Origin of the sequence: Bacillus sp. JJ634 (genome assembly GCF_036962285.1) — a bacterium.
GTDB classification, from domain to species: Bacteria; Bacillota; Bacilli; order Bacillales; family DSM-1321; genus Peribacillus; species Peribacillus asahii_A.
Genome location: NZ_JBALMU010000068.1, coordinates 23,168 through 45,134, shown reverse-complemented (window position 1 = coordinate 45,134; position 21,967 = coordinate 23,168). Strand labels below are relative to the sequence as shown.

Here is a 21,967-nt window from a genome sequence, read left to right as displayed (position 1 = left end):
AAAAAAAAAAAAAAAAACTATATTTTCCCAAAAGAATGATAGTGTTTAAACATCTATTAACCATAAGATGTAGAAGGATATTCATTGTTGGCATAATAATTGCTTTCTTAAAAAAGTGAGAGGTGAATGCGAATCACGTTAACCTTTAATAAACCTTAGGAGGAAATAAAATGGAAATGAAAATGGGGACTACTGTAAAACCTTATGGAGGATCTAAAAGGGAAATGAAAATAGGAAATACTATAAAGCCTTTTGGAGAATATAAAATGGAAATTTTTCAATATCTTGAAAAATATGATTATGAACAAGTAGTTTTTTGTCAAGATAAACAATCAGGCTTAAAGGCTATTATAGCCATCCATGATACGACATTAGGTCCTGCACTCGGTGGTACGAGAATGTGGATGTACCCTTCAGAAGATGCAGCGATAGAGGATGCTTTAAGGTTAGCGCGAGGTATGACTTATAAAAATGCCGCAGCGGGCTTAAATTTAGGCGGTGGCAAAACCGTCATTATCGGAGACCCTCTTAAAGATAAAAATGAAGAAATGTTTCGAGCATTTGGTCGTTATATTCAAAGCTTGAATGGTCGCTATATTACTGCGGAAGACGTAGGTACAACCGTCGAGGATATGGATCTAATTCATGAGGAAACCGATTATGTTACCGGAATTTCACCGACCTTTGGCTCCTCTGGTAACCCATCTCCGGTAACTGCATATGGCGTATATCGAGGAATGAAAGCAGCAGCGAAGGAGGCGTTTGGCACGGATTCCTTGTTAGGTAAAACGGTAGCTGTTCAGGGTGTTGGGAATGTAGCGTATCATTTATGTCGCCATCTAGCTGAGGAGGGTGCACTACTAATTGTTACAGATATTAATAAAAAAAACGTACAACGTGCTGTCGAGGAGTTTGGTGCAAAGGCAGTAGACCCTGCGGATATTTATAGTGTCGATTGTGATATATATGCCCCTTGTGCCCTCGGAGCGGTCATAAATGATGACACAATAGTAAAATTAAAGGCAAAAGTTATTGCTGGTGCGGCAAACAATCAATTAAAAGAACCACGTCATGGTGACTTAATACATGAAAAAGGTATCGTTTATGCTCCGGACTATGTGATTAATGCTGGAGGTGTCATTAATGTCGCTGACGAGCTGAAGGGTTACAATCGTGAGCGTGCACTGAAAAAAGTCGAGGGTATTTATGACAATATTATGAAAGTAATTGAAATTGCGAAGCGTGACAATCTGCCTACTTACCGAGCAGCTGATCGTATGGCAGAGGAACGCATTGCTAGAATGAGAAATTCTCGTAGTCAGTTTTTACAGAATGAAAAGGATATTTTAAATCATCGTAGATAGATTGGTATGTAGGAGGCTGAGCAAGGCGCTTGCACTTTTCGTTAATCTGCAATGAAAGGAATCTCTTTGGTATGATATAGGGTTAGGATTATTTTAGTCTCTAATTCAGTAAGTCCAAAGAGATTTTATTCTATGCTTTATAATGAATTAGTTGAATAATAAATATCCTATTCGTCAAATGGTATAGTAGAAAAAGAGAGGATTTTCAGTAAAATTTAGTTCTTTAATGGAGGTTTTTATTTGGATACTAAAGTACCATTTTCAGTTATTTTAGTTATTGGTTTAATGTTATTTGCTCTATTTTTTGGGGCGGGAAATTTAATTTTTCCACCAATGCTTGGTCAATTAGCAGGAATAAATATCTGGTCAGCAAATGCAGGGTTTTTAGTAACAGGAGTTGGCTTACCGTTACTTGGTATTCTAGCATTAGGAGTTTCGGGGAAAGACGATTTACAGTCTTTGGCAAATCGTACTCATCCAATTTTTGGTGTAGTGTTTACCGTTATTTTATATCTTTCAATCGGACCTTTGTTTGCGATTCCAAGAACAGGAACAGTTTCGTTTGAAATGGCCATTAAACCTTTTTTAGGTGATGAGATCAGTTTTGTACCTTTACTAATCTTTACAATTATTTTCTTTGCACTTACGTGTTATATTTCGGTTAACCCTAGCAAGATGGTTGATATTATTGGAAAATGGCTAACGCCGATTATGCTCGTGTTTATTTTAATTTTAATGGCTTTCGTTGTATTTAAACCAATGGGAGCTTTCCAAGCACCTACTGAGGACTATGTGTCTCATGCATTCTTTACAGGGTTCGAACAAGGTTATTTAACAATGGATGCTCTTGCTGCTTTCGTGTTTGGGATTATTGTTATTAATGCAATTCGAGATAAAGGGATTACGAATAAGAAACAACTTCTTACTTTATGTATGAAATCAGCGTTTATCGCGGCAGGTATTTTAGCTTTAATCTATACAGGACTATCATATCTTGGTGCTACAAGTGTGGAGGAAATAGGTTATGCAGATACAGGTGCACAAGTATTAGTACAAGTTTCAAGCCATTACTTCGGTCCTTTCGGTGGAGTGTTACTAGGCTTTATTGTGTTACTAGCATGTTTAACAACAAGTGTTGGATTAGTTACGGCTTGTGCTTCTTATTTCCATAAGTTAATTCCAAGTGTTTCTTATAAAAAATTGGCAATTATTTTCTCTGTCATTAGTGCAGGTTTTGCGAACTTTGGATTAGCGCAATTGATTTCGTTATCTGTACCTGTGTTAACAGCGATTTATCCATTAGCGATTGTGTTGATTGTTTTAACATTTACACACTCTCTTTTCAAAGGTCGTTCTGAAGTATACCAAGGAAGTATGCTATTCACATTCGTTGTGAGTTTATTTGATGGATTAAACCAAGCTGGTATACGCTTTTCATCCATTAATAATTTCTTTCATGAAATTCTTCCTCTCTATGATGTAGGAATAGGGTGGATTATCCCAGCAATTGTTGGAGGATTTATAGGGTTTAGCAGTAGCATAATACGAGTGAAATTCGGTCTTAATCATCCAACTAGAATAGTTAAAAGAAAAAAAGTTTCATAAATATGTCAACCTTTTTTTAAATTTGTTGACATTTTAATCGAACGGCACCTGTTCGTTCTATAAGGGGTAGCGTCAGGAAAATGCAGATTTACAACGTTAAGGAAATTTCGATATTAAAAAGCCCAATTTCTCAGCATTAAAATTGAGAAATTGGGCTTTTTTCATTATTCAACTAACTGCCCAGTTCGTATTATAAGGTCAGCCAGATAAGAAAATATTTCTGGTTGACCTTATTTTATATGGTCTTATTATAACAGTAGCCAAGGTAGAACGTCTCTGCCCGTGGGGCTTGACCCCGTCAACTAAACCGTTCGCCCCTTACTTGTAGAAACATGATTGAGGCTGGTTGGGACGTAGATCTCGTATAACAAGCGAAGCTGTGACACTGCATGGAGGATTAGGGGTTACTGGCAAATGACTAGTCTAGGAGGAGATTCAGAATGAATCCAGTCGTTGGTCTGGATGTTTCAAAAGGGGAAAGTCAAGTTCAGGCATTTTTAGATAAAGGCAAACCATATCGTAAGAGCTTTAAAGTTTCTCATACTGTTGAGGGGCTTGATTCACTTGTAGCGTTTCTTGAGGATGTTAAAAGAGAGTCTGGAAAAAAGCCTTCAGTCATTTTAGAAGCTACTGGGCATTATCAAACTCCAGTCGTTCACTACTTGGAAGAGCGTGGGTATTTATTGATTATCATCAACCCTTTGATTTCATATAAGGCAAGAGGGTCAAGTTTAAGAAAAGTAAAGACCGATGCCATTGATGCCTATCTTCTCTGTGAGTTGTTCTATAAGGAGGAGTTAGAACCATATAAAAAGCGTGGGGTTCAGTTATTAAACCTTCGTAATCTGACAAGACAACATGAAAATATAACGGGCGTTATAATCCAAACAAAGCTGCAATTTCAGGCAGTGCTTGAACAAGTGTTTCCTGAATATAACGGGGTTTTTGGAGATTTATATTCTGTGGTGTCACTCTTAACTCTTTCAGAGTTTCCTTCTTCAGAAGACATTCTGAAGGCAAGTGAAAAAGCCATTACAGACAAGATATTTGAGTTATGTAAAAGTAGATCTATCAAATGGGCAAATGAAAAAGCCATTCAGCTTAAAGCTGCGGCAGCCCGTAACCCTTTTGAAAAGACCGTTTATCAGAGTCATATTTTAAGCCTAGGTATGTATATAAATATTCTTCTTCAGTACAAAGAGCATCTATCAAAGTTAGAGACAGAGATAGACGCTCTCGCTAAAGAAATTGAAGAATATACTATTATCAAATCTATCCCAGGCATTGGAGAAAAGATCGCGGCAACGATTATTTCTGAAGTTGGGGAGATAGATCGATTTAATAATCCTAAAAAGCTTGTAGCCTTCGCTGGAGTGGATCCTAGTGTATTCGAATCTGGTAAGTTTACAATTACAGTTTCAAATGCGGCAATTGTCAGAATTGAAAGAGGAGATACTAGTGCAAGCTACGAAACTCTTGATAAGATGGCAGAAGTATTTCGAATGAATTACAAGGATCTGGTGGAGAAGCAGGAATCATTCGAACCTCGTAGAGAGAAGACATTGCATGAAAAATTAAGAATGTTGAATGAAGAGCAATTAAGCCAAGTTAATAAACTGGTAGATGTGTTAATAGGGGGAAGACGATAATGTCTGAAACAAAAATTTCATATCAAATGAACGGATTTACATACATTCTTGAAACTTATAGAGACTTTTTACGAGATAATTGAAAAAGTCAAAAATTTATTAACTGCTAGTTACTTTCAAATAAAATAGAAAAGGGTAACTAGTTAGTAGCTACCCCTTTAACTATTAACACTTTCTATTTGGTTGAATAAAAATCAGTACTATCCTACTTATTTACCAAACAACGGAAGTGAAGTGATTTGTTGAAACAACTTAATTCCTTCCGAATCTAGTTTTTTACTGGGTAAATCATTATAAGTATCTCCAAACTCTTCATTATTCTTTGAGTTAACCTACTACTTATAAATTCTAAAGATTCATTTAGTTGTTTATCTGGAGAAAATTTTTCTTCTTGAAAATTATATTCAATCTAACCACCACGTTCTTTAATTATTTCCGATCAGAGAAGACGGGGTTCTTCGATGAATACGCCTCAAAACGTTTGACTAATTCGTCGCGAAGATCATTTGGTTCGATAATCGCCTCCACACGCACCGAAGTAGCGAAAACCAAGCAGAGTAGGGCGTGTGGCGAGTTCAACGTACAAGATATTTTTGCAATCACCGTAGGGACTACGGGTAGAGCCTGCTAAAAAACTAGTCGATACACTGGTGTTCGTAGGAATCTCCCACTTCAAATTTTCGTTAGAAAATTAAGTGGTGAGTAGTTCAACAGCTGTTTCTTGAATGCGGATAATTTTTTTAATCCCTCTTCAATGAGTAAATATTCATTCAGCATAGTTACAAACAGTATTTTTCGTCACTTTTTTACTAATATATTTTCTTCGTAGATTTTTCGACACTGGTTACAATACCATGCCGTATATTTAATACCCTTTTCGTTTATATCCATTCTCGCAATCTTTACTGATCCACATTTAATACAATGTTTCATTTCGTAGTTCCCCACTATAACTGATGCTCATTTTTTAGTAGAGTTTTGTATCTATACTCATACTCTCTAGTTTTTGTTTCACACTCTGTAAAAATCTTCCGCACACGAGACCATCTAAAATTCGATGGTCTAATGATAGACACATGTTCATCATATCGTGAATAGCAATCATGTTATCCACTACAATAGGTCTCTTGACGATGGCTTCCACACTCAATATTGCAGCTTGAGGCTGATTGATGATCGGAGTGGACTGAATAGAGCCAAAGGATCCCGTATTATTAACGGTAAACGTTCCACCAGCCATATCATCTGCAGTTAACTTTCCTTCTCTGCATTTTCTCGCTAAGTCATCAACTGCTTTAGCCAACCCTAAAATACTTTTTTGATCTGCATCCCTTATGACAGGAACAAATAGGGCATCGTTGGTAGCCACAGCGATAGAAATATGGATGTTCTTTTTGATAATAATTTTATCGCCACCCCACTGCGAATTCAGAATCGGAAATTCCTTTAGGGCTTCTACCACGGCCTTAATAAAGAAAGGCATGAAAGTTAAGTTGAGCCCTTCTTTTTTCTTAAACTCATCCTTTACTTGATTCCGGTATGTGACTAGATTTGTTACGTCACATTCAACCATTGTCCAAGCATGGGGAGATTCATGCTTGCTTTGTACCATTCGATTGGCTATTGTCTTACGGATCGGGGTAACCGGGATGATTTGATCTTCTTGACCGAAAGGAACATTTATTGAAGAAGGCATTGGGTGTTCTCCCAAGACTTCCTTCATGTCTGACGTAGGGATCACTGAAACATGTGGTACCTCCTCAACCTGTTGAATAGCGGTTGCCGCTACTTGTCTATTACCATCTATAATCTCCTGAATATCTTTACGTGTAATACGACCAGACGCCCCTGTACCTGTAATGGTAGAAAGATCTAAATTATACTCTTGTGCAAGTTTTAATACAGCTGGTGAATAGCGTGGTTTCATTTCCTCTTTACCTGGAAGGACAGCAGACTCTACAGCCTTTTTTGGTTTAGATATGACAGCACTTGCCTGAGCATGGCTTTCACCCTCAATGGTGATGTAGCAGATCAAGGTTCCAACCGCTACAGTCTCTCCTTCTGGAATGACAATTTCGGATATCGTTCCACTAAAAGTTGAAGGTACTTCGGCATTGACTTTATCTGTATTTACTTCACATATTGGATCATATTTATTAACTTTATCCCCAACTTTGACGAGCCACTGGGAGATGGTACCTTCTGTTACGCTTTCCCCTAATTGTGGCATAATAATTTTCTCAGCCATTTTTCTCCTCCTGATTCGATTAATATTGGGCCAATTCTTTCATGGCCTGATATACTTTATCTGGATTGAGCATAAAGAACCTCTCCATTGATGAACTATAAGGCATTGCAGGAACGTCAGGACCACAAAGGCGTTTAATCGGTGCATCTAATTCAAAAAGACATTCCTCTGAGATTGCTGCTGCGACTTCAGCCCCAACTCCTCCCTCTTTATTGTCTTCGTGAATTATTAATACTTTGCCTGTCTTGCGAGCAGCCTCAACAATAGATTCCTTATCAAGTGGATAAAGGGTACGTAGATCTAAAATATGTGCGCTATAGCCATCCTGGGATAGCCTTTCTGCCGCCTCCAAGGCAAAATGTAACGTAAGGCCATAAGAGATAACCGTGATGTCATCTCCTTTTCGCTTAATATCTGCCTTCCCAAGCGGAACAATATAATCCGTGTCCGGCACCTGTCCTTTAATTAATCGATAACAACGCTTGTGTTCAAAGAAAAGAACAGGATCTTCATCTCGTATAGCTGCTTTCAATAATCCTTTAGCATCATAAGGAGTAGATGGAGTTACTACTTTTAGACCTGGAATGTTACAAAACATGGCTTCAACGCTTTGTGAATGATAGAGGGCTCCATGAACTCCCCCTCCATAAGGAGCGCGAATCACTAACGGACAATTCCAATCACCATTCGAGCGATATCTCAGTTTAGCTGCCTCATTCACAATCTGGTTGACAGCTGGCATAATATACTCAGCAAATTGAATTTCTGCTACAGGTCTCATTCCATAAGCAGCTGCCCCAATCGATACACCCGCAATGGCCGCTTCTGATAATGGAGTATCTATCACTCTTCGTTCTCCAAATTCTTCATGGAGTCCCTGTGTAACACGAAATACCCCGCCACGAACCCCAACATCCTCTCCTAACACAAATACATTTCTGTCGCGTTGCATTTCCTCCTGCAAAGCTTGTGTTATTGCATCAATATAAGAAATCACTGTCATTCTTTTTTCCCCCTATTCTGCATAAACGTGTCTTAGTGTATCTTCTGGAGCTGGAGTTGGAGCATTCTCTGCATACTCGGTTGCCTCATCGACTTCCTTGACAATCCAATCATGAATCTCCTTCTCTTTATTTTCATCCAATAATCCTACTTCCTTTAGGTACGTACTGAAGGAAACAAGAGGATCTTTCTTTTTAGCTTCTTCGACTTCTTCACGAGATCGGTAGGTCCGATCATCGTCATCACTAGAATGGGGCATTAGACGATAGACAACAGCTTCAATCAACGTAGGTCCATCATCCGCTTTTGCTCTTTCTACTGCCTCTTTCATAACTTTATATACTTCAAGGGGATCATTCCCATCTACAGTTACACCTGTAAACCCATATCCTTTTGCCCTATCTGCAATACTTTCACAAGCAACCTGCCTTTCAAGAGGAACAGAAATCGCATACTTGTTATTCTCGCAAAAGAAGATGACCGGTAACTTGTGTACTCCAGCAAAGTTAGCCGCTTCATGGAACTCCCCCTGATTACTAGAGCCTTCCCCAAAGGCAGTTAAAACCACCAAGTCTTCGCCACGCATTCTCCCTGCTAATGCAATTCCTACGGCATGTGGAACTTGGGTTGTCACGACGCTGGAACCAGAAAAAATATTATACTTTGTACTACCATAATGCCCTGGCATTTGTCGTCCACCACTGTTCGGATCTTCCGCCTTAGCAAAAGCAGAAAGCATTAATTCCTTTGCCGTCATCCCAAATACAATGGCCATTCCCATGTCTCGATAATACGGACAAAGAAAATCTTTCTTTTTATCTAGTGCAAAAGCAGCTCCAACCCCTGCAGCTTCATGACCCTGACAAGAAACTAGGAAAGGTAACTTTCCCGCACGGTTTAGTAGCCACATCCGTTCATCTACTTTTCGTGCCAAAACCATATTCTGATACATGCCAAGGACCTGTTCATCTGATAAACCTAGAGCTCGATGCCTGTTCTCGATTTGGACAGTTTCAGTTCTATTCATATAATTACCCTCCTAGGATTTTTTGAATTCCATTATTTTCATTCTTAACTTTTCCTTTTCGTAAATCCCTTTTATCGTTTCCCGACAGAAGACTCCCACCTCAAGGAGTGTGAAAGGCGTAGCCCAATGAGTAGGTGGGAGATGAATGTCGGTAGGCGGTAGGCGGTAGCCTAAATTGTTGAACAACACGAACAAGTGTACTATAATATACTTGTAAGTTGTTCTTTGAAAACTGAAGATATGAGGTTCTAGCAGGAAAATCGTCTGCTAGGTAAAATCTTCAACGTTCTAATCGCCTCCACACGCACCGAAGTAGCGAAAACCAAGCAGAGTAGGGCGTGTGGCGAGTTCAACATACAAGATATTTTTGCAATCACCGTAGGGACTACGGGTAGAGCCTGCTAAAAAACTAGTGGATACACTGGTGTTCGCAGGAAGCTCCCACTTCAAATTTTCGTTGGAAAATTAAGTGGTGAGTAGTTCAAGAATGAATCGCTATTCTCTCAACAGCGAGAGCAGCTTCCCCTATAATCTCTGCTAGGCTCGGGTGAGGATGAATGGTCTGGGCAATTTCCCATGGAGTGGCGTCCAATACTTTCGCTAATGCTCCTTCTGCAATCAGATCCGATACATGAGGGCCAATCATATGAACTCCTAGCAAGTTATCTGTCTTTTCATCGACGACTAACTTGACAAAGCCATCGTGTTCCCCAAAGATTAGTGCTTTTCCTATTGCCTTGAATGGGAATAAGCCAGTTTTAATCGAAAACCCTTTATGTTTTGCCTCTTCTTCCGTCCATCCAACACTAGCTATCTCAGGACGACTATACGTCACTTTTGGTACCATGGTGTAATCTATAAGGTGAGGGGCGAGTCCTGCCATATGTTCTACGGCGAGAATGCCTTCATGTGAAGCTACATGGGCCAATTGCAATCCTCCAATGACATCACCAATAGCGTAGATATGACTTTCCTCCGTTTGGAAATACTCATTCACCTGAATCACGTTCTTCTCTACTCTCACTTCTGTGTTTTCTAATCCTATGTTCTCGACATTCGCAGAACGACCAACTGCAACGAGAATCTTTTCAGCTTGAAGAGTGATTAATCCTCCATTTTTATCTACTTGTATGGTGACAGTTTCACTTTCCTTTGAAAATGTTTCAGGTAGGACCTTAGCACCTGTGTGAATTTGGATTTTCCGTTTTTTCAACAATCGGGTCATTTCCTTACTTATTTCAGCGTCTTCTAAAGGAAGAATACGGTCCGCAAATTCTACGATTTGCACATCTACCCCAAAATCGTTAAGTAAGGATGCCCATTCAATCCCTATGACTCCACCTCCGACCACAAGAATCGATTTAGGTAGGGATTCCAGCTGAAGAGCTTCGTCACTTGTTATTACAGATATGCCATCTACTTCCAATCCGGTAAGTTTACTTGGTCTTGAACCAGTAGCAATCAGTAAATTCTTTGGTACTAATATTTCTGAATCCCCGTCCATACGCATTACAGATACCGCTCCGGCTTGTGGCGAAAAGATGGAAGACCCTAGCACCCGTCCGTCTCCCTGGAATACCGTGATATTTCCTTTTTTCATTAGATATTGAACACCTTGATGAAGTTGATCGACGATTTTTTGTTTTCGCTCCATCATTTTAAGAAAATTTATGGATATATTAGAAACTTCTACTCCAAATTCAGGACCTTGGGTAACAGTATGATACACCTCAGCAGACCGAAGAAGCGCTTTACTTGGAATGCATCCCCGGTGTAGACAGGTCCCGCCAAGCTTATCTTTTTCGACAACAGCTACCTTCATGCCTAACTGGCTGGCGCGGATGGCGGCAACATAGCCACCAGTCCCACCTCCTAGTACGACTAAATCATATTCATTGGTCGACATTGCATATCCCCCTCATATATGAATTTTTAGGTTATCAGTCTTAACTTCTTTTGGAAGAATTTCATTGCCCTAGTTCGTGTTTGATAGTCTATTAATCATTTTCTAATGAGACATCTCAATATTGAAATCCTCCTTATAACTCCCCATTTCCAATAAAAAACTTCATCGTCAACACTGAAATGAATTTTAGAGGACGGGAAATGATAGCGCTTTCTTTGACTCACAAAAACACTCTCTTCTTTTTAAAAGGGAATGCAAATAACAAAGAAAACAACCATTAAATAACTAGATTTGAATAATTTTCCAACTAATTGCATGTTACCATACTCAGATACTATTTGAAAAATATCTATTTTATTGGTTTTATATATAATAAAGGTATAAAAATTCAAAAAAGGGGTATTTTTCAAAATGGACATCAAGCAACTTCGTTATTTTGTTACCATTACCGAGGAAGGACAAATCACTCGTGCTGCAAAAAGACTTCATATGGCACAACCTCCTCTGAGCCGACAGCTTATACTTTTGGAACAAGAACTTGGCGTCACATTACTGGAGAGAAATGGTCATAACTTGGAATTAACTGAAGCAGGTAAATTATTGTACAACAGGGCCCAAAGTATTTTAAATCAATTAGACCAAACCATTACAGATATAAAAGGAACGGGTGAAGGTTTACACGGGGTATTGTCGATTGGCACGTACGTCTCCTGCATTCCACATCTGACGGGGAGAATTCATTATTTTCGGCAACAATATCCTCTTGTTCATTTTAAACTATGGGAAGGAGGCCCCTTCTACCTAAGAGAGCACTTAGAAAAACGAAATATTGAAATTGCCATCTTAAAATTACCACTAAAAATGAATAACATTTCTATGATCCGTTTACCGGGGGAGCCATTTGTCTTGGTTATGCCCGGAGATTGGGATATCCCTATTTCAACAAAAACAGCGATTCGTATGAAAGATATTGCAGAAATCCCTCTTCTGATGTTGCATGTGTACGGAGACAGAGAGAGGTCTTACCACGAAACAGTGATTCATGAGTGCAGAAGATACGATTTCGAACCGAATATCGTTTGCGAATGTCCGAATGTATCTGTCATTCTTTCACTCATCATAGCTGGAATTGGAGCATCGATTCTTCCTAAGAATTTTGTATCTTCCCATCTGAGTACCAAGGTAAAAGTGGTGGATATCCTAGACTTCCCTACCCAAGCTGAAACAGCTGTAATTTGGCTAAAGGACCGTCGACTATCTGAAAGTGCTCTCCGATTCATCGAAACATTTCAAACCGAGTAGGGTTGCATATAGCTAAACACAATTTGCTGACCACACTGATTATCTGTGTTGGTCCTTTATACTATGGATTATTTAATTATGCTTTTAAATAATGAAGAGTATTGAATTTTGATATTAATAAACGAAGAAAAGATGAAACATTGATTTCTTCTTTTCTTCGTTTATCTGTGTTTTTTGTTAGATTTTTTCTCAATTCACTTAATCGGCTATTCACGCAGCAACCGCCCGAGTCTCCTCCGACAACAGCCTTCTGCTGCCGCATCCGGCGCGGTCTCTGGAGCCCCGTGCTCTAGTAGAGGAAGCATTCTTGTAAGCAAAATCAATCATGCAGCCATGCCGAAGTTCATTCACAGAAGTCCCGCTCCGCATCAATACATGGAAGTAACCACAAGGAAGAAAACAACCTTTCCTCTAAACAAGAAAAGTTGTTTTCTTCTTTTCTTGTTTAGAAGGTTTCTTTGTAGAATCCTCTAACCGACTACACAGCTGCGTAAGGGGGAGATAGAAACCGTTGTAATTCTTGTGTTTCTTTAGCTTATTGGGCATGTGTCTGTACCCCCCAAAAATACAATCAGTAAGACAGAACCATCTACAATTGTTACAGCTTTCCACGGTAGAAGTTCATTTTTACATATTATTTAACTTATACAACAATTCGGTTCGGTTGTTTGCATTGAATTTTCGATATAAGTTTTGTAGGTGTTTTTTTATTGTGTTTTCACTAACATAAAGTTTTTTTGCTATTTCTTTGTTCTTTTCTCCTTTTTGAAGATGATTCACTATTTCTTGTTCTCGCATTGTTAACGGTACACTTTCTTTTTCTATGGATTTCATAACGCGCTGCAAATTGAATCCGCTTTCAATTTGCTTTACAAGATAATTAAGTTTTATATAGTCTGAAATAGTGAATTGTTTTTCTTCTTTGTTTCGTACTAAACCTATCGCACCAACCAATTCCTCATTATATTCCAAGTATAGTGCCATTTCGTCTATGAATCTGTTTTTTTTCATAAATGCGTTATAATACTCCGATTGTAAATACTCTGAAAATAAAATCACATCATTTAGCTTTTGAACTCTTTTTTTCTTTTTTAAATTAATTGGATGAAGAAAATCTTTTTTATAAAAATACTGGTGATATTCTTGAAGTGATTGCTCTTCTATATTTAATAAAATGGGTTCCATTAACTTTTGATTTTCGTTAATAAACCAAAATAATGAATGATTATAACCTAAAACATTGTTTAGAATATGAAGAACTTCTGTACGGTATTTATTTATATCTGTATTGAGCTGTTTGCTTGCTAATTCTTCTACTGCACAAAGAACATTGTTATATTCCACTTTTGTTAGTTGCATTCCATTTCTCCTTTTTACTAAATATAAATCAATATTCTAAATTGCGGTAAATTTATCCTTTCGGGTAATAGGAAAATATCCCATATAAAGTAGAATGTAGGTAAATGGAGGGGGATGAATTTATGAATTTATTAGAATTTGCAAGTTATGATGGGTTAGGTCTTGCGGAGCTTGTTAAAAATAAACAGGTAACGCCTAAAGAACTCGTCCAACTTTCTATTAAGGCAATTAATGAACTTAATCCAGATTTGAATGCGGTCGTATCCATTCTTGAAGAACAAGCAATCAATGAAATTGAAAGTGGTTTGCCAGAAGGTTCTTTTACCGGTGTGCCATTTTTAATTAAGGAACTTGTGTTGCATGCTAAAGATGTGCCAACGAGTATGGGGAGTAGATTGGCGGAAAATGCTGTATTCCCAATTGATAGTGAATTAATGGCGAGGTTTAAAAAAGCTGGTTTTGTTACAGTTGGAACAACAACTACTCCTGAATTCGGTTATAATGCAGCAACAGAAGCTGTATTATATGGCCCTACACGGAATCCATGGAATTTAAATCATAGCCCTGGTGGGTCCAGTGGTGGATCTGCAGCTTCTATTGCAGCTGGAATTGTTCCAGTAGCTCATGCGAATGATGGTGGTGGATCTATTCGAATTCCAGCCTCTTGTAGTGGTCTCATAGGTTTAAAACCAACAAGGGGAAGAATCCCTGCTGGGCCTTTCAATAGTGAACCACTTAACGGAATTGCCATTGAATTTGCTTTAACAAAGACCGTAAGAGACACCGCTCATCTACTTGATGCAGTAAGTGGTCCAGATATCGGCTGCTATGGGTGGCCTGAAGCACCATCTGAAGAATATAAACAATTAATAGAAAAGCCTGTAAAACCATTAAAAATTGCTTGGACTGGGAGACCTGCTACTGGGGTTGCTGTAGATGAGGAATGTATACAAGCATTGCATGAAACAGTGCAACTATGTAGAGATCTAGGACATATAGTTGTGGAAGATACACCAAAATATAATGCAGAGCAATTTGGTTTAGCTACTTTAAATATTTGGACAGCGAATATTTATAAAATGATTGAGGGTGCAGCGAAACTTACAGGAAAAATACCAACTGAAAAAAATATTGAAGCAGCAATCTGGCAGTGTTACTTATACGGAAAAGAAATGAGAGCATCAGATTTGTTGGAAGCAATTGAAACCAATGCTACGGTTTCAAGAACTGTAGGTCACTTCTTTACCGATTATGATGTATTATTATCTCCAACCATTGCTACATTACCTGCTGAAATAGGGGTTTTAAATGCAAATAATCCAAACATTGATGCTAAACAATGGACTGAACAAATTTTCACCTATGCACCATTTACTAATTTATTTAACGCCACTGGTCAGCCTTCGATTTCCCTTCCATTAAAAACAAGTAAGAATGGACTACCTATCGGCATGCAATTTACTGGAAGATTTGCTGATGAAGCCACTTTACTACAATTAGCTTCACAATTAGAAAAAGCAACACCGTGGAAAGATAAGAGACCTAATATTCATGTATCCAACATAACAAATACAATATAAATAATGTCATAAAAATATATTTTAGAAGAAAACAACCTTTCTTTTAAACAAGAAAAGTTGTTTTCCTCTTTTCTTGTTTTGAAGTTTTCTTCGTTGAAGCATTCTTCGATTACTCGAAGAGGCTTTCCCCGCATATCTGCATGGAAGCGAGTTCAAAAGCAGCCCGCGCCAATCTCCTCCACCGCCACCTTCAGCTAAAGCTTCAGGTTGGGGCTCCAGAGCTTGCCGCTCGTCTTACTCGAAGAAGCAAATCTTGCAAGCAAATTCATCATGCAGCCATGCTGACCCCTATTCAAGAAGCCTCTCTCGCATACCTACATGGAAGCAACAGCAAGGAAGAAAACAACCTTTCTTCTAACAAAGAAAAGTTGTTTTCTTCTTTTCTTGTTTCGAGGGTTTCTTCTTTGGAGCTTTTTCCGCTCACTCGAAGAAAATCTTCAATCATCCAGCGCGGTCTTCAGAGCCCCGCGCTTTATTCAAGGGAGCAATCTTGCAAGCAAATTCATTATGCAGTCATGCTGACGCTCATTCAAGAAGTATCTCCCGTATACCTACATAGAAGTAAATTCAAAGGCAGTCCGCGCCAACCGCCTTCACTTTCCTCACCTTAATTAGATTAAAATAGCTAAATTTTTAAATTATATGGGATGTGGTGCGAAAACGCATTACATAATGGTGTTTTATTGCACCGTTATGGATAAATTTAATAATTACTTGAACAGAAAATGTTATATTTAATATTGGAAAATCAAGGTTTCTGTAGGTTCTGTTTAATTAGTTAGAATTGGCATGAATTTTGCATTATAAATAGTTGCGAAGGAAAGAAGACAGTAATGACTCAAATTATAACTCTTCCTTCTGGAATAGCTGTGATTTTGTATGAATTGAGGATGCTTATACTAAAAACTGATAGAAGTCAGGTGTTACTATGGATCTTATGACAAAAGATTTATTGATTAATTTTCTATTAACCATCTTTCCTATTTTTTTGATACAAATGTTCTATCTAATAAAATATATCTATCAAATTGAGAAATTAAAGGGATGGATATTAGCTATTTTTCCTGTACTTTCCCTTGTTCTAAGTATGTTATTTCCTCTTGAAATAAATAAGCAGTTTGTTTTGGATTTGCGCTTAATCCCATTTATTATAGGTGGGTTATATGGTGGTTATAGATTAGGGCTAATTTTATTGGTTTTAGTTCTAAGTATTCGTTAATTTTGGGGAAGTGAAGGGGCATTTTATCTAACCCTTATCATTTATCCTTTAATAGGTTTTATCATTTTCTTTTTATCCAAATACTATTTAAAAATGACCATCAAACAAAAAGTATTGGTGAATTTATCTATTACTTTGTTTACTTTAATAGCTTCTATTCCTATTTTAGAAATAACGGGAGTAGGCGTTGAAATAGGCTTTTGGGTAAGATACATTGTTATTTATGTCATTGGCATATTGATTGCTACTATTCTCTGGGAAGGTATCCAAACAAATTTTCAAGTGTTACAAAAATTAATAAAAGCAGAAAAATTACAACTGGCGAGCCATCTTGCCGCTAGTATTTCTCATGAAGTTCGGAATCCACTTACTGCAAGCAGAGGATTTATCCAGATGTTATCTGAGGATGTATCCGCACAAACAAGAAAAGATTATACTGAAATTGCGTTAAAAGAATTAGATCGTGCAACAGAAGTGATTAATAATTATTTAACGTTCGCAAAGCCAACTCCTGATAAGGAAGAGAAGATAAGGGTTTCTACAGAAATACAATATGTAAGTAATCTTATGAGTCCCTTAGCTAACATGAATGGAGTAAACGTAAGTCTATCATTAACGGAGGATGAAACTTTTTTTGTCAAAGGTGACAGAAAAAAGTTTCAACAATGTTTAATTAATATAATGAAAAATGGAATAGAATCTATTCAAAACTGTGGGGAACTTCAAATTCGTTATAGCTGTACACAATCCACCATTCAAATTGATATTCGGGATCAAGGACTAGGTATGACACAAGAACAAATTAACCGTCTTGGTGAGCCATACTTTACAACAAAAGAAAAGGGAACAGGACTTGGATTGATGGTATCCTATAGTATTATCAGAGGAATGAACGGAACCATTCATGTAGAAAGTGAGAAAGGGAAAGGAACCTGCTTTTCTATCAAACTTCCTATCGCACTGAATGAAGGAGAATTGTTAAAAGGTAATTTGCTTGTCCAACATCAACAGTCCTAAAGAGACTAGAATTCGTAGGATAAATTGGAGAGGGATTTTTATTATATAGGGACTCACTTAGTGTTGATTAAAATGTAAACATCAGAAAATTTAAACTACATTAATGCCACTCTATTGATAATTAATAAAAGGTTAACTTTAAGGACAGTGCATATACACTGTCTTTTTTGTGTCTCAAAACAATAGATTGTAATTAAACTATTTTAATTATTTACTATATTTACCTTTATTTGTTTAATAGTAGTATAATGTTTTGAAAATCAATATATTATATGGCATATGATTAGGAGGGTACAGCATCAGGATGGGAAGTAAAATGGATAACTTTATGAGTTCAGATAAACTGCATGATCTGTTCTATGATCCAGTTTTAAAACAGTTGGATTTCAAGAAATTGATTTATTACTTAGATTACTCTTACCAAGGTTTGATTCTATCCGATCGCGGGGGACGAGTCCTTTATGCCAACCGTGCACTGGAGAGAATATCCGGCTTCCCCATTAGCGAAATTATTGGATTAACTACAAAGGAAATGGAGAAGAAAGGGATTCTTATTCATAATTCGCTTAAAGAACTTAAAAAGAATCCATTGACAATTGCACAGAAACTAAAAACGGGAAAAGAAGTGTTTATTACAAGCCAACCTATTTTAGACCGGAACGGTCATATCATTTTTTATATTGCCAATTACCACGATCTTAACGAAATTAATGAGCTTCGTCAGGAACATCAGCGATATAAAGATATTGATTACTCCGAGTTACAAGAGCTCCGAACTCGTTTTTTAGAAACTGACCAGTTTGTTACTCGGAATTATAAGATGAAACAAATCTTGGAGAAGACAGTTAAAGTTGCGAAAACTGAAGCGATGGTTCTTATCAGAGGTGAATCTGGAACGGGAAAAGAAGTGATTGCCAAGACGATTCATAAAACGAGTAATCGTGCGGATAAACCTTTTATTCAAATTAACTGTGCTGCAATTCCCGAATCTTTAATTGAAGCAGAATTATTCGGTTATGAGAAGGGAGCGTTTACTGGAGCTAACCGGAGTAAAGTAGGATTACTTGAAATGGCTAATGAGGGAACTGTATTACTCGATGAAATTGGAGATTTACCTTTGCATCTCCAAGCGAAGCTCCTGCGTGTGATTCAAACTAAAGAATTTTATGCTGTTGGAGGCAACCGTCCGAAGGTAGTGAACGTTCGCTTTCTAGCTGCTACACATCGGGATTTGGAGGGGATGGTAAAAGAAGGGGAGTTCCGAGAAGACCTATTTTATCGCTTAAATGTAATTCCTATTGATATTCCTCCATTGAGAGAGCGAGAGGAAGATATTATCCCATTAGCTGGTCATTTCTTAGATAAGTTTAATGATAAATATAGATGTCGAAAAAAATTTGATGTAATGACTTGTCATGCGATGGAGAACTACTCTTGGCCGGGAAATGTAAGACAGTTAGAGAATTTTGTTGAGCGTATGGTCATTATGGCGGAAGGTGACATTATAGAAACAACACTTTTACCGGAGGAAATGAAGCTGGAACGCGAGATAACTGGAAAACCAGTAAGTATGGAATGGACATCAATATCTCTTCGTGAGGCAAAAGAACGGTTGGAAAAAGAAATGATTATAAGTGCTCTTCAACAATATAAAAGTATTCGGGAAGCGGCCCGCCATTTAGAGATTCACCACTCCAATTTAGTTAGAAAGATACAAAAATATAAAATAGAACAATAACGCGGTGCGAAATTGCACCGCGTTTTTTATGTAATAAGAAAGCGTAAATATCTTTCTATTCTTAGTCTGAATCCAATTAAGATAACGGAATTTTCAAATTTTGTGGAATGTGGTGCGAAAACGCACATGCATTGAGTCTGTAATGGTGCTTTATCGCACCGTTATATGTGAGTTAAGTAATAACTAAAATAGAAAATTCTATATTAAAGGCTGAAGAATTAAGGTTTCTGTAGATTTTTGTTTAATAAGTCAGAATTGGCACGAGTTTTGCATTATAAATAGTTACCAAGGCAAGAAGAAATCAATGACTCAAATTATAGCCATTTGAAACCGATTTCATCCAGACATCATGTGTCGCAATACATGCATCGTCATCCATGGAGTTGATGTTAAATCTGGCATGAAGATCCAGATTGTTTTAGTAGCAGCTAATCATTACTGAACAGAAAATTTATACAGTTTGGAATTAGTTTGGGGAATCCATGAATATGAAATGTTGTTTGATTTCATATGAACGCATTAGCGTATTTGTGGAAAGATGACAACTTGTTTCTAAACTAGGAAAGGGAGAATGGGAAATGGAAGAGGTTTATATTGTTTCAGCAGCAAGAACACCTATTGGGAAATTTGGAGGAATGCTTCGCCATTTAAAATCATCAGAGTTAGCGGCTATTGCTATGGAGGCTGTTATAAAGCGTTCTAACATTGCAGTCGAACAGTTTGATGAAGTAATCATTGGTAACGTTTTTCAAGCCGGAGGAAAAGGCAACCCGGCAAGGCAGGCTGCCATCAAGACTGGATTACCAGTAACTGTTCCGTCGATGACTATTAATAAGCAGTGTGCCTCAGGGATGCGATCGATTGGACTAGGTTATCAGCAGATTTTAGCCGGTGAGGCGGATATCATTGTTGCCGGAGGAACGGAAAGTATGAGCAATGTTCCGCATTTAGTATTGGATGCACGCTGGGGGAAAAAGATGGGAGCGCTATCGACAGTGGACAGTTTGATTTATGACGGGCTTGAGTGTGCAATGGAAGGCTATCACATGGGTGTCACCGCCGAGAATTTGGCAGAACTATATGAAATCTCTAGGGAAGAACAGGACAGGTTTGCTTTAGCCAGTCAGCAAAAGGCTCAGCAAGCAATGGCAAAAGGATATTTTGACAAAGAAATCGTTCCTGTGAATGGCCGGGGAAATCAAGAATTGCGTACGGATGAGCATCCTCAAGAAACCAGCTTAGAAAAACTTCAAAAGTTGAATCCTGCATTTAAAAAGGATGGTACGGTGACAGCTGGTAATGCATCCGGTCTAAATGATGGAGCAGCAGCGGTGGTCCTGGTTTCGGGGAAAAAAGTAAAAGAATTGGGGCTTGAGCCACTCGCCCGAATTCGCTCTGTTGCCTCTGCTGGGGTTGATCCCTCGATAATGGGAATTGGTCCAGTTCCAGCGACAAAAAAGGCACTTGAAAAAGTGGGGATGTCCATTCATGACATTGATTTATTCGAAATCAATGAAGCCTTTTCCGTACAGACACTGGCCGTCATGCATGAATTAGGAATAAATGAAGAAAAAGTAAACGTGAATGGTGGAGCGATTGCTTTAGGACATCCGGTAGGGTGCTCAGGTGCTCGAATTGTAGTTACGCTTCTGCATGAACTCATTCGACAACAAAAACAATTTGGATTGGCAAGTCTTTGTATCGGTGGCGGTCAAGGTGCAACGATGATTATTGAACGAGTGTAAGGTATATGATTCTGAGGCCGTTATTTGGCCGGGAAAAACGAAAGTGAATTAAAAAGGAGGAACAATCTATGTTTTTAACAGAAGAACAATCCATGATTCAGAAAGTAGCCCGTGATCTTGCTCAGGAACAAATTGCCCCTCATGCCAAAGAAGTAGATGAAACAGGAGAGTTTCCCTGGAAAAATATTCGCCTATTAGCGGAGCATGGCTTCTTCGGTGTCCATGTACCGGAAGCTTACGGTGGAATTGGTGCAGATATGGTGAGTCACGCACTGGTAGTAGAAGAGGTAGCTGCTGCTTGCGCTTCCACATCAGTTGCATTATCTACCCAGGCATTAGCCATTGGTCCATTTTTGATTGGTGCCAGCGAGGAACAGAAAGAGCGATACGTGACGCCACTTGCTAGAGGAGAAGTGCTCGGGTCCTGTGGTATTACAGAACCAGGAGCAGGATCGGATGTATCTAGTATACGCACTAGGGCAGAAAAAGACGGGGATGATTACATTCTTAATGGAAGAAAGGTATTTATCACGAATGCAGGCGAATCGGAAATCTACGTAATTGTAGCACGTACCTCAGAGCATCGAACTAATGGGATTAGCTTATTCATTGTCGAAAATGGAAAACCGGGCCTTTCTTTTGGGAAAAAGGAAGACAAGATGGGAATTCGGGGATCTGCAACACGAGACGTCATTTTAGAAAATGTACGAGTTCCAAAGGAAAATATGATCGGAGAAGAAGGACAAGGTTTTTCTATTATGATGAATGTGTTTAACGAAACGCGACCTATTGTTGGGGCTCAAGCCTTGGGGATTGCGCGAGGTGCGTATGATTACGTTAGGGAGTACGTAAAAGAGAGAGTGCAGTTTGGGAAAGCATTGAGTGGTTTTCAGATGGTTCAGGCTATGCTTTCAGACATGGCTATGCAGATTGAAGCTTCAAAACTACTTGTCTACCAGGCTTCTGAAATGATTGACCGTAAGCAACCGGGAGTGCCCCTAAATTCCTCGATGGCTAAGTGTTTCGCCTCGGATACAGCGATGAAGGTAACGACCGACGCTGTTCAATTAATGGGGGGATACGGGTTCATCAAGGAATATCCGTTAGAGCGGATGATGCGAGATGCCAAGATTACACAAATTTATGAAGGAACGAATCAAATTCAACGCTTGATTATAGCTAAACAAATCTTAGGAGGGTAAAAGC

General features: G+C 38.4%; 16 protein-coding genes and 1 pseudogene. 11 read left to right on the top strand and 6 right to left on the bottom strand.

Going from position 1 to position 21,967, the window contains the following annotated elements; all coding sequences use genetic code 11:
* Nucleotides 1-266: 266 nt before the first annotated feature.
* The 3 genes and pseudogenes from bcd to V7068_RS11845 form a co-directional block, all read left to right on the top strand.
* Nucleotides 267-1,364 (top strand): branched-chain amino acid dehydrogenase, encoded by a 1,098-nt coding sequence (bcd, locus tag V7068_RS11855; RefSeq protein ID WP_499712971.1) that lies wholly within the window; start codon nt 267-269, stop codon nt 1,362-1,364.
* Nucleotides 1,365-1,604: 240 nt separating this feature from the next.
* Entirely contained in the window at nt 1,605-2,969 is a 1,365-nt protein-coding gene (brnQ, locus tag V7068_RS11850; RefSeq protein ID WP_499712969.1) for a branched-chain amino acid transport system II carrier protein, read from the top strand.
* Between the two features lie 440 nt (nt 2,970-3,409).
* Nucleotides 3,410-4,429: pseudogene (locus V7068_RS11845) on the top strand (IS110 family RNA-guided transposase); the annotation flags it as partial.
* 1,156 nt (nt 4,430-5,585) lie between these two features.
* On the opposite strand, the gene V7068_RS11840 reads toward V7068_RS11845, so the two are convergent.
* The 4 genes from V7068_RS11840 to lpdA all read right to left on the bottom strand — a co-directional run bounded on the left by V7068_RS11840 (nt 5,586) and on the right by lpdA (nt 10,801).
* Entirely contained in the window at nt 5,586-6,866 is a 1,281-nt protein-coding gene (locus tag V7068_RS11840; protein ID WP_499712968.1) for a dihydrolipoamide acetyltransferase family protein, read from the bottom strand.
* 19 nt (nt 6,867-6,885) lie between these two features.
* Entirely contained in the window at nt 6,886-7,869 is a 984-nt protein-coding gene (locus V7068_RS11835; protein ID WP_499712967.1) for an alpha-ketoacid dehydrogenase subunit beta, read from the bottom strand.
* A 12-nt stretch (nt 7,870-7,881) separates the two neighbouring features.
* The gene (locus V7068_RS11830; RefSeq protein ID WP_375351726.1) at nt 7,882-8,895 is read right to left on the bottom strand and encodes a thiamine pyrophosphate-dependent dehydrogenase E1 component subunit alpha; all 1,014 of its coding nucleotides are present in this window, start codon (nt 8,893-8,895) and stop codon (nt 7,882-7,884) included.
* Nucleotides 8,896-9,376: 481 nt separating this feature from the next.
* A complete protein-coding gene (gene lpdA, locus V7068_RS11825) occupies nt 9,377-10,801 on the bottom strand; it encodes a dihydrolipoyl dehydrogenase (protein WP_499712966.1) in 1,425 nt (474 codons plus the stop codon).
* A 411-nt stretch (nt 10,802-11,212) separates the two neighbouring features.
* On the opposite strand from lpdA, the gene V7068_RS11820 reads away from it, so the two are divergent.
* Complete coding sequence (locus V7068_RS11820; RefSeq protein ID WP_499712965.1) at nt 11,213-12,103, top strand: LysR family transcriptional regulator; 891 nt, start codon at nt 11,213-11,215, stop codon at nt 12,101-12,103.
* A 76-nt stretch (nt 12,104-12,179) separates the two neighbouring features.
* Here the strand turns inward: V7068_RS11820 and V7068_RS11815 are convergent, their stop codons facing one another.
* Together V7068_RS11815 and V7068_RS11810 are read right to left on the bottom strand one after the other, a co-directional pair.
* Entirely contained in the window at nt 12,180-12,365 is a 186-nt protein-coding gene (locus V7068_RS11815) for a hypothetical protein (protein ID WP_499712964.1), read from the bottom strand.
* A 365-nt stretch (nt 12,366-12,730) separates the two neighbouring features.
* The gene (locus V7068_RS11810; RefSeq protein WP_499712963.1) at nt 12,731-13,462 is read right to left on the bottom strand and encodes a response regulator transcription factor; all 732 of its coding nucleotides are present in this window, start codon (nt 13,460-13,462) and stop codon (nt 12,731-12,733) included.
* Nucleotides 13,463-13,584: 122 nt separating this feature from the next.
* Between V7068_RS11810 and V7068_RS11805 the strand changes: the two genes are divergently transcribed.
* The 7 genes from V7068_RS11805 (at nt 13,585) to V7068_RS11775 (ending at nt 21,963) form a co-directional block, all read left to right on the top strand.
* Complete coding sequence (locus V7068_RS11805; protein ID WP_499712962.1) at nt 13,585-15,042, top strand: amidase; 1,458 nt, start codon at nt 13,585-13,587, stop codon at nt 15,040-15,042.
* 140 nt (nt 15,043-15,182) lie between these two features.
* A complete protein-coding gene (locus tag V7068_RS11800) occupies nt 15,183-15,653 on the top strand; it encodes a hypothetical protein (RefSeq protein ID WP_499712961.1) in 471 nt (156 codons plus the stop codon).
* A 326-nt stretch (nt 15,654-15,979) separates the two neighbouring features.
* A complete protein-coding gene (locus V7068_RS11795) occupies nt 15,980-16,261 on the top strand; it encodes a LytS/YhcK type 5TM receptor domain-containing protein (RefSeq protein ID WP_499712960.1) in 282 nt (93 codons plus the stop codon).
* A gap of 93 nt (nt 16,262-16,354) precedes the next feature.
* Nucleotides 16,355-17,278 carry an ATP-binding protein gene (locus V7068_RS11790; RefSeq protein ID WP_499712959.1) on the top strand — a complete coding sequence of 308 codons (924 nt, stop codon included), beginning with the start codon at nt 16,355-16,357 and terminating at the stop codon, nt 17,276-17,278.
* A 304-nt stretch (nt 17,279-17,582) separates the two neighbouring features.
* Nucleotides 17,583-19,016, top strand: a complete 1,434-nt coding sequence (locus V7068_RS11785) for a sigma-54 interaction domain-containing protein (RefSeq protein WP_499712958.1) — start codon at nt 17,583-17,585, stop codon at nt 19,014-19,016.
* Between the two features lie 578 nt (nt 19,017-19,594).
* On the top strand, nt 19,595-20,761 hold the full coding sequence (locus V7068_RS11780) for a thiolase family protein (protein WP_499712957.1): 1,167 nt from the start codon (nt 19,595-19,597) through the stop codon (nt 20,759-20,761).
* Between the two features lie 68 nt (nt 20,762-20,829).
* Nucleotides 20,830-21,963: an acyl-CoA dehydrogenase family protein gene (locus V7068_RS11775; RefSeq protein WP_499712956.1), complete on the top strand. Its 1,134-nt coding sequence runs from the start codon at nt 20,830-20,832 to the stop codon at nt 21,961-21,963.
* Nucleotides 21,964-21,967 lie beyond the last annotated feature (4 nt).

Excerpts from the sequence above, each read along its gene's own strand:
- bcd (WP_499712971.1), top strand. The coding sequence starts at position 267 with ATGGAAATTTTTCAATATCTTGAAAAATATGATTATGAACAAGTAGTT.
- V7068_RS11840 (WP_499712968.1), bottom strand. The coding sequence starts at position 6,866 with ATGGCTGAGAAAATTATTATGCCACAATTAGGGGAAAGCGTAACAGAA.
- V7068_RS11835 (WP_499712967.1), bottom strand. The coding sequence starts at position 7,869 with ATGACAGTGATTTCTTATATTGATGCAATAACACAAGCTTTGCAGGAG.
- V7068_RS11830 (WP_375351726.1), bottom strand. The coding sequence starts at position 8,895 with ATGAATAGAACTGAAACTGTCCAAATCGAGAACAGGCATCGAGCTCTA.
- lpdA (WP_499712966.1), bottom strand. The coding sequence starts at position 10,801 with ATGTCGACCAATGAATATGATTTAGTCGTACTAGGAGGTGGGACTGGT.
- V7068_RS11820 (WP_499712965.1), top strand. The coding sequence starts at position 11,213 with ATGGACATCAAGCAACTTCGTTATTTTGTTACCATTACCGAGGAAGGA.
- V7068_RS11815 (WP_499712964.1), bottom strand. The coding sequence starts at position 12,365 with ATGCGGCAGCAGAAGGCTGTTGTCGGAGGAGACTCGGGCGGTTGCTGC.
- V7068_RS11810 (WP_499712963.1), bottom strand. The coding sequence starts at position 13,462 with ATGCAACTAACAAAAGTGGAATATAACAATGTTCTTTGTGCAGTAGAA.
- V7068_RS11805 (WP_499712962.1), top strand. The coding sequence starts at position 13,585 with ATGAATTTATTAGAATTTGCAAGTTATGATGGGTTAGGTCTTGCGGAG.
- V7068_RS11800 (WP_499712961.1), top strand. The coding sequence starts at position 15,183 with ATGGAAGCGAGTTCAAAAGCAGCCCGCGCCAATCTCCTCCACCGCCAC.
- V7068_RS11795 (WP_499712960.1), top strand. The coding sequence starts at position 15,980 with ATGACAAAAGATTTATTGATTAATTTTCTATTAACCATCTTTCCTATT.
- V7068_RS11790 (WP_499712959.1), top strand. The coding sequence starts at position 16,355 with ATGACCATCAAACAAAAAGTATTGGTGAATTTATCTATTACTTTGTTT.
- V7068_RS11785 (WP_499712958.1), top strand. The coding sequence starts at position 17,583 with ATGGGAAGTAAAATGGATAACTTTATGAGTTCAGATAAACTGCATGAT.
- V7068_RS11780 (WP_499712957.1), top strand. The coding sequence starts at position 19,595 with ATGGAAGAGGTTTATATTGTTTCAGCAGCAAGAACACCTATTGGGAAA.
- V7068_RS11775 (WP_499712956.1), top strand. The coding sequence starts at position 20,830 with ATGTTTTTAACAGAAGAACAATCCATGATTCAGAAAGTAGCCCGTGAT.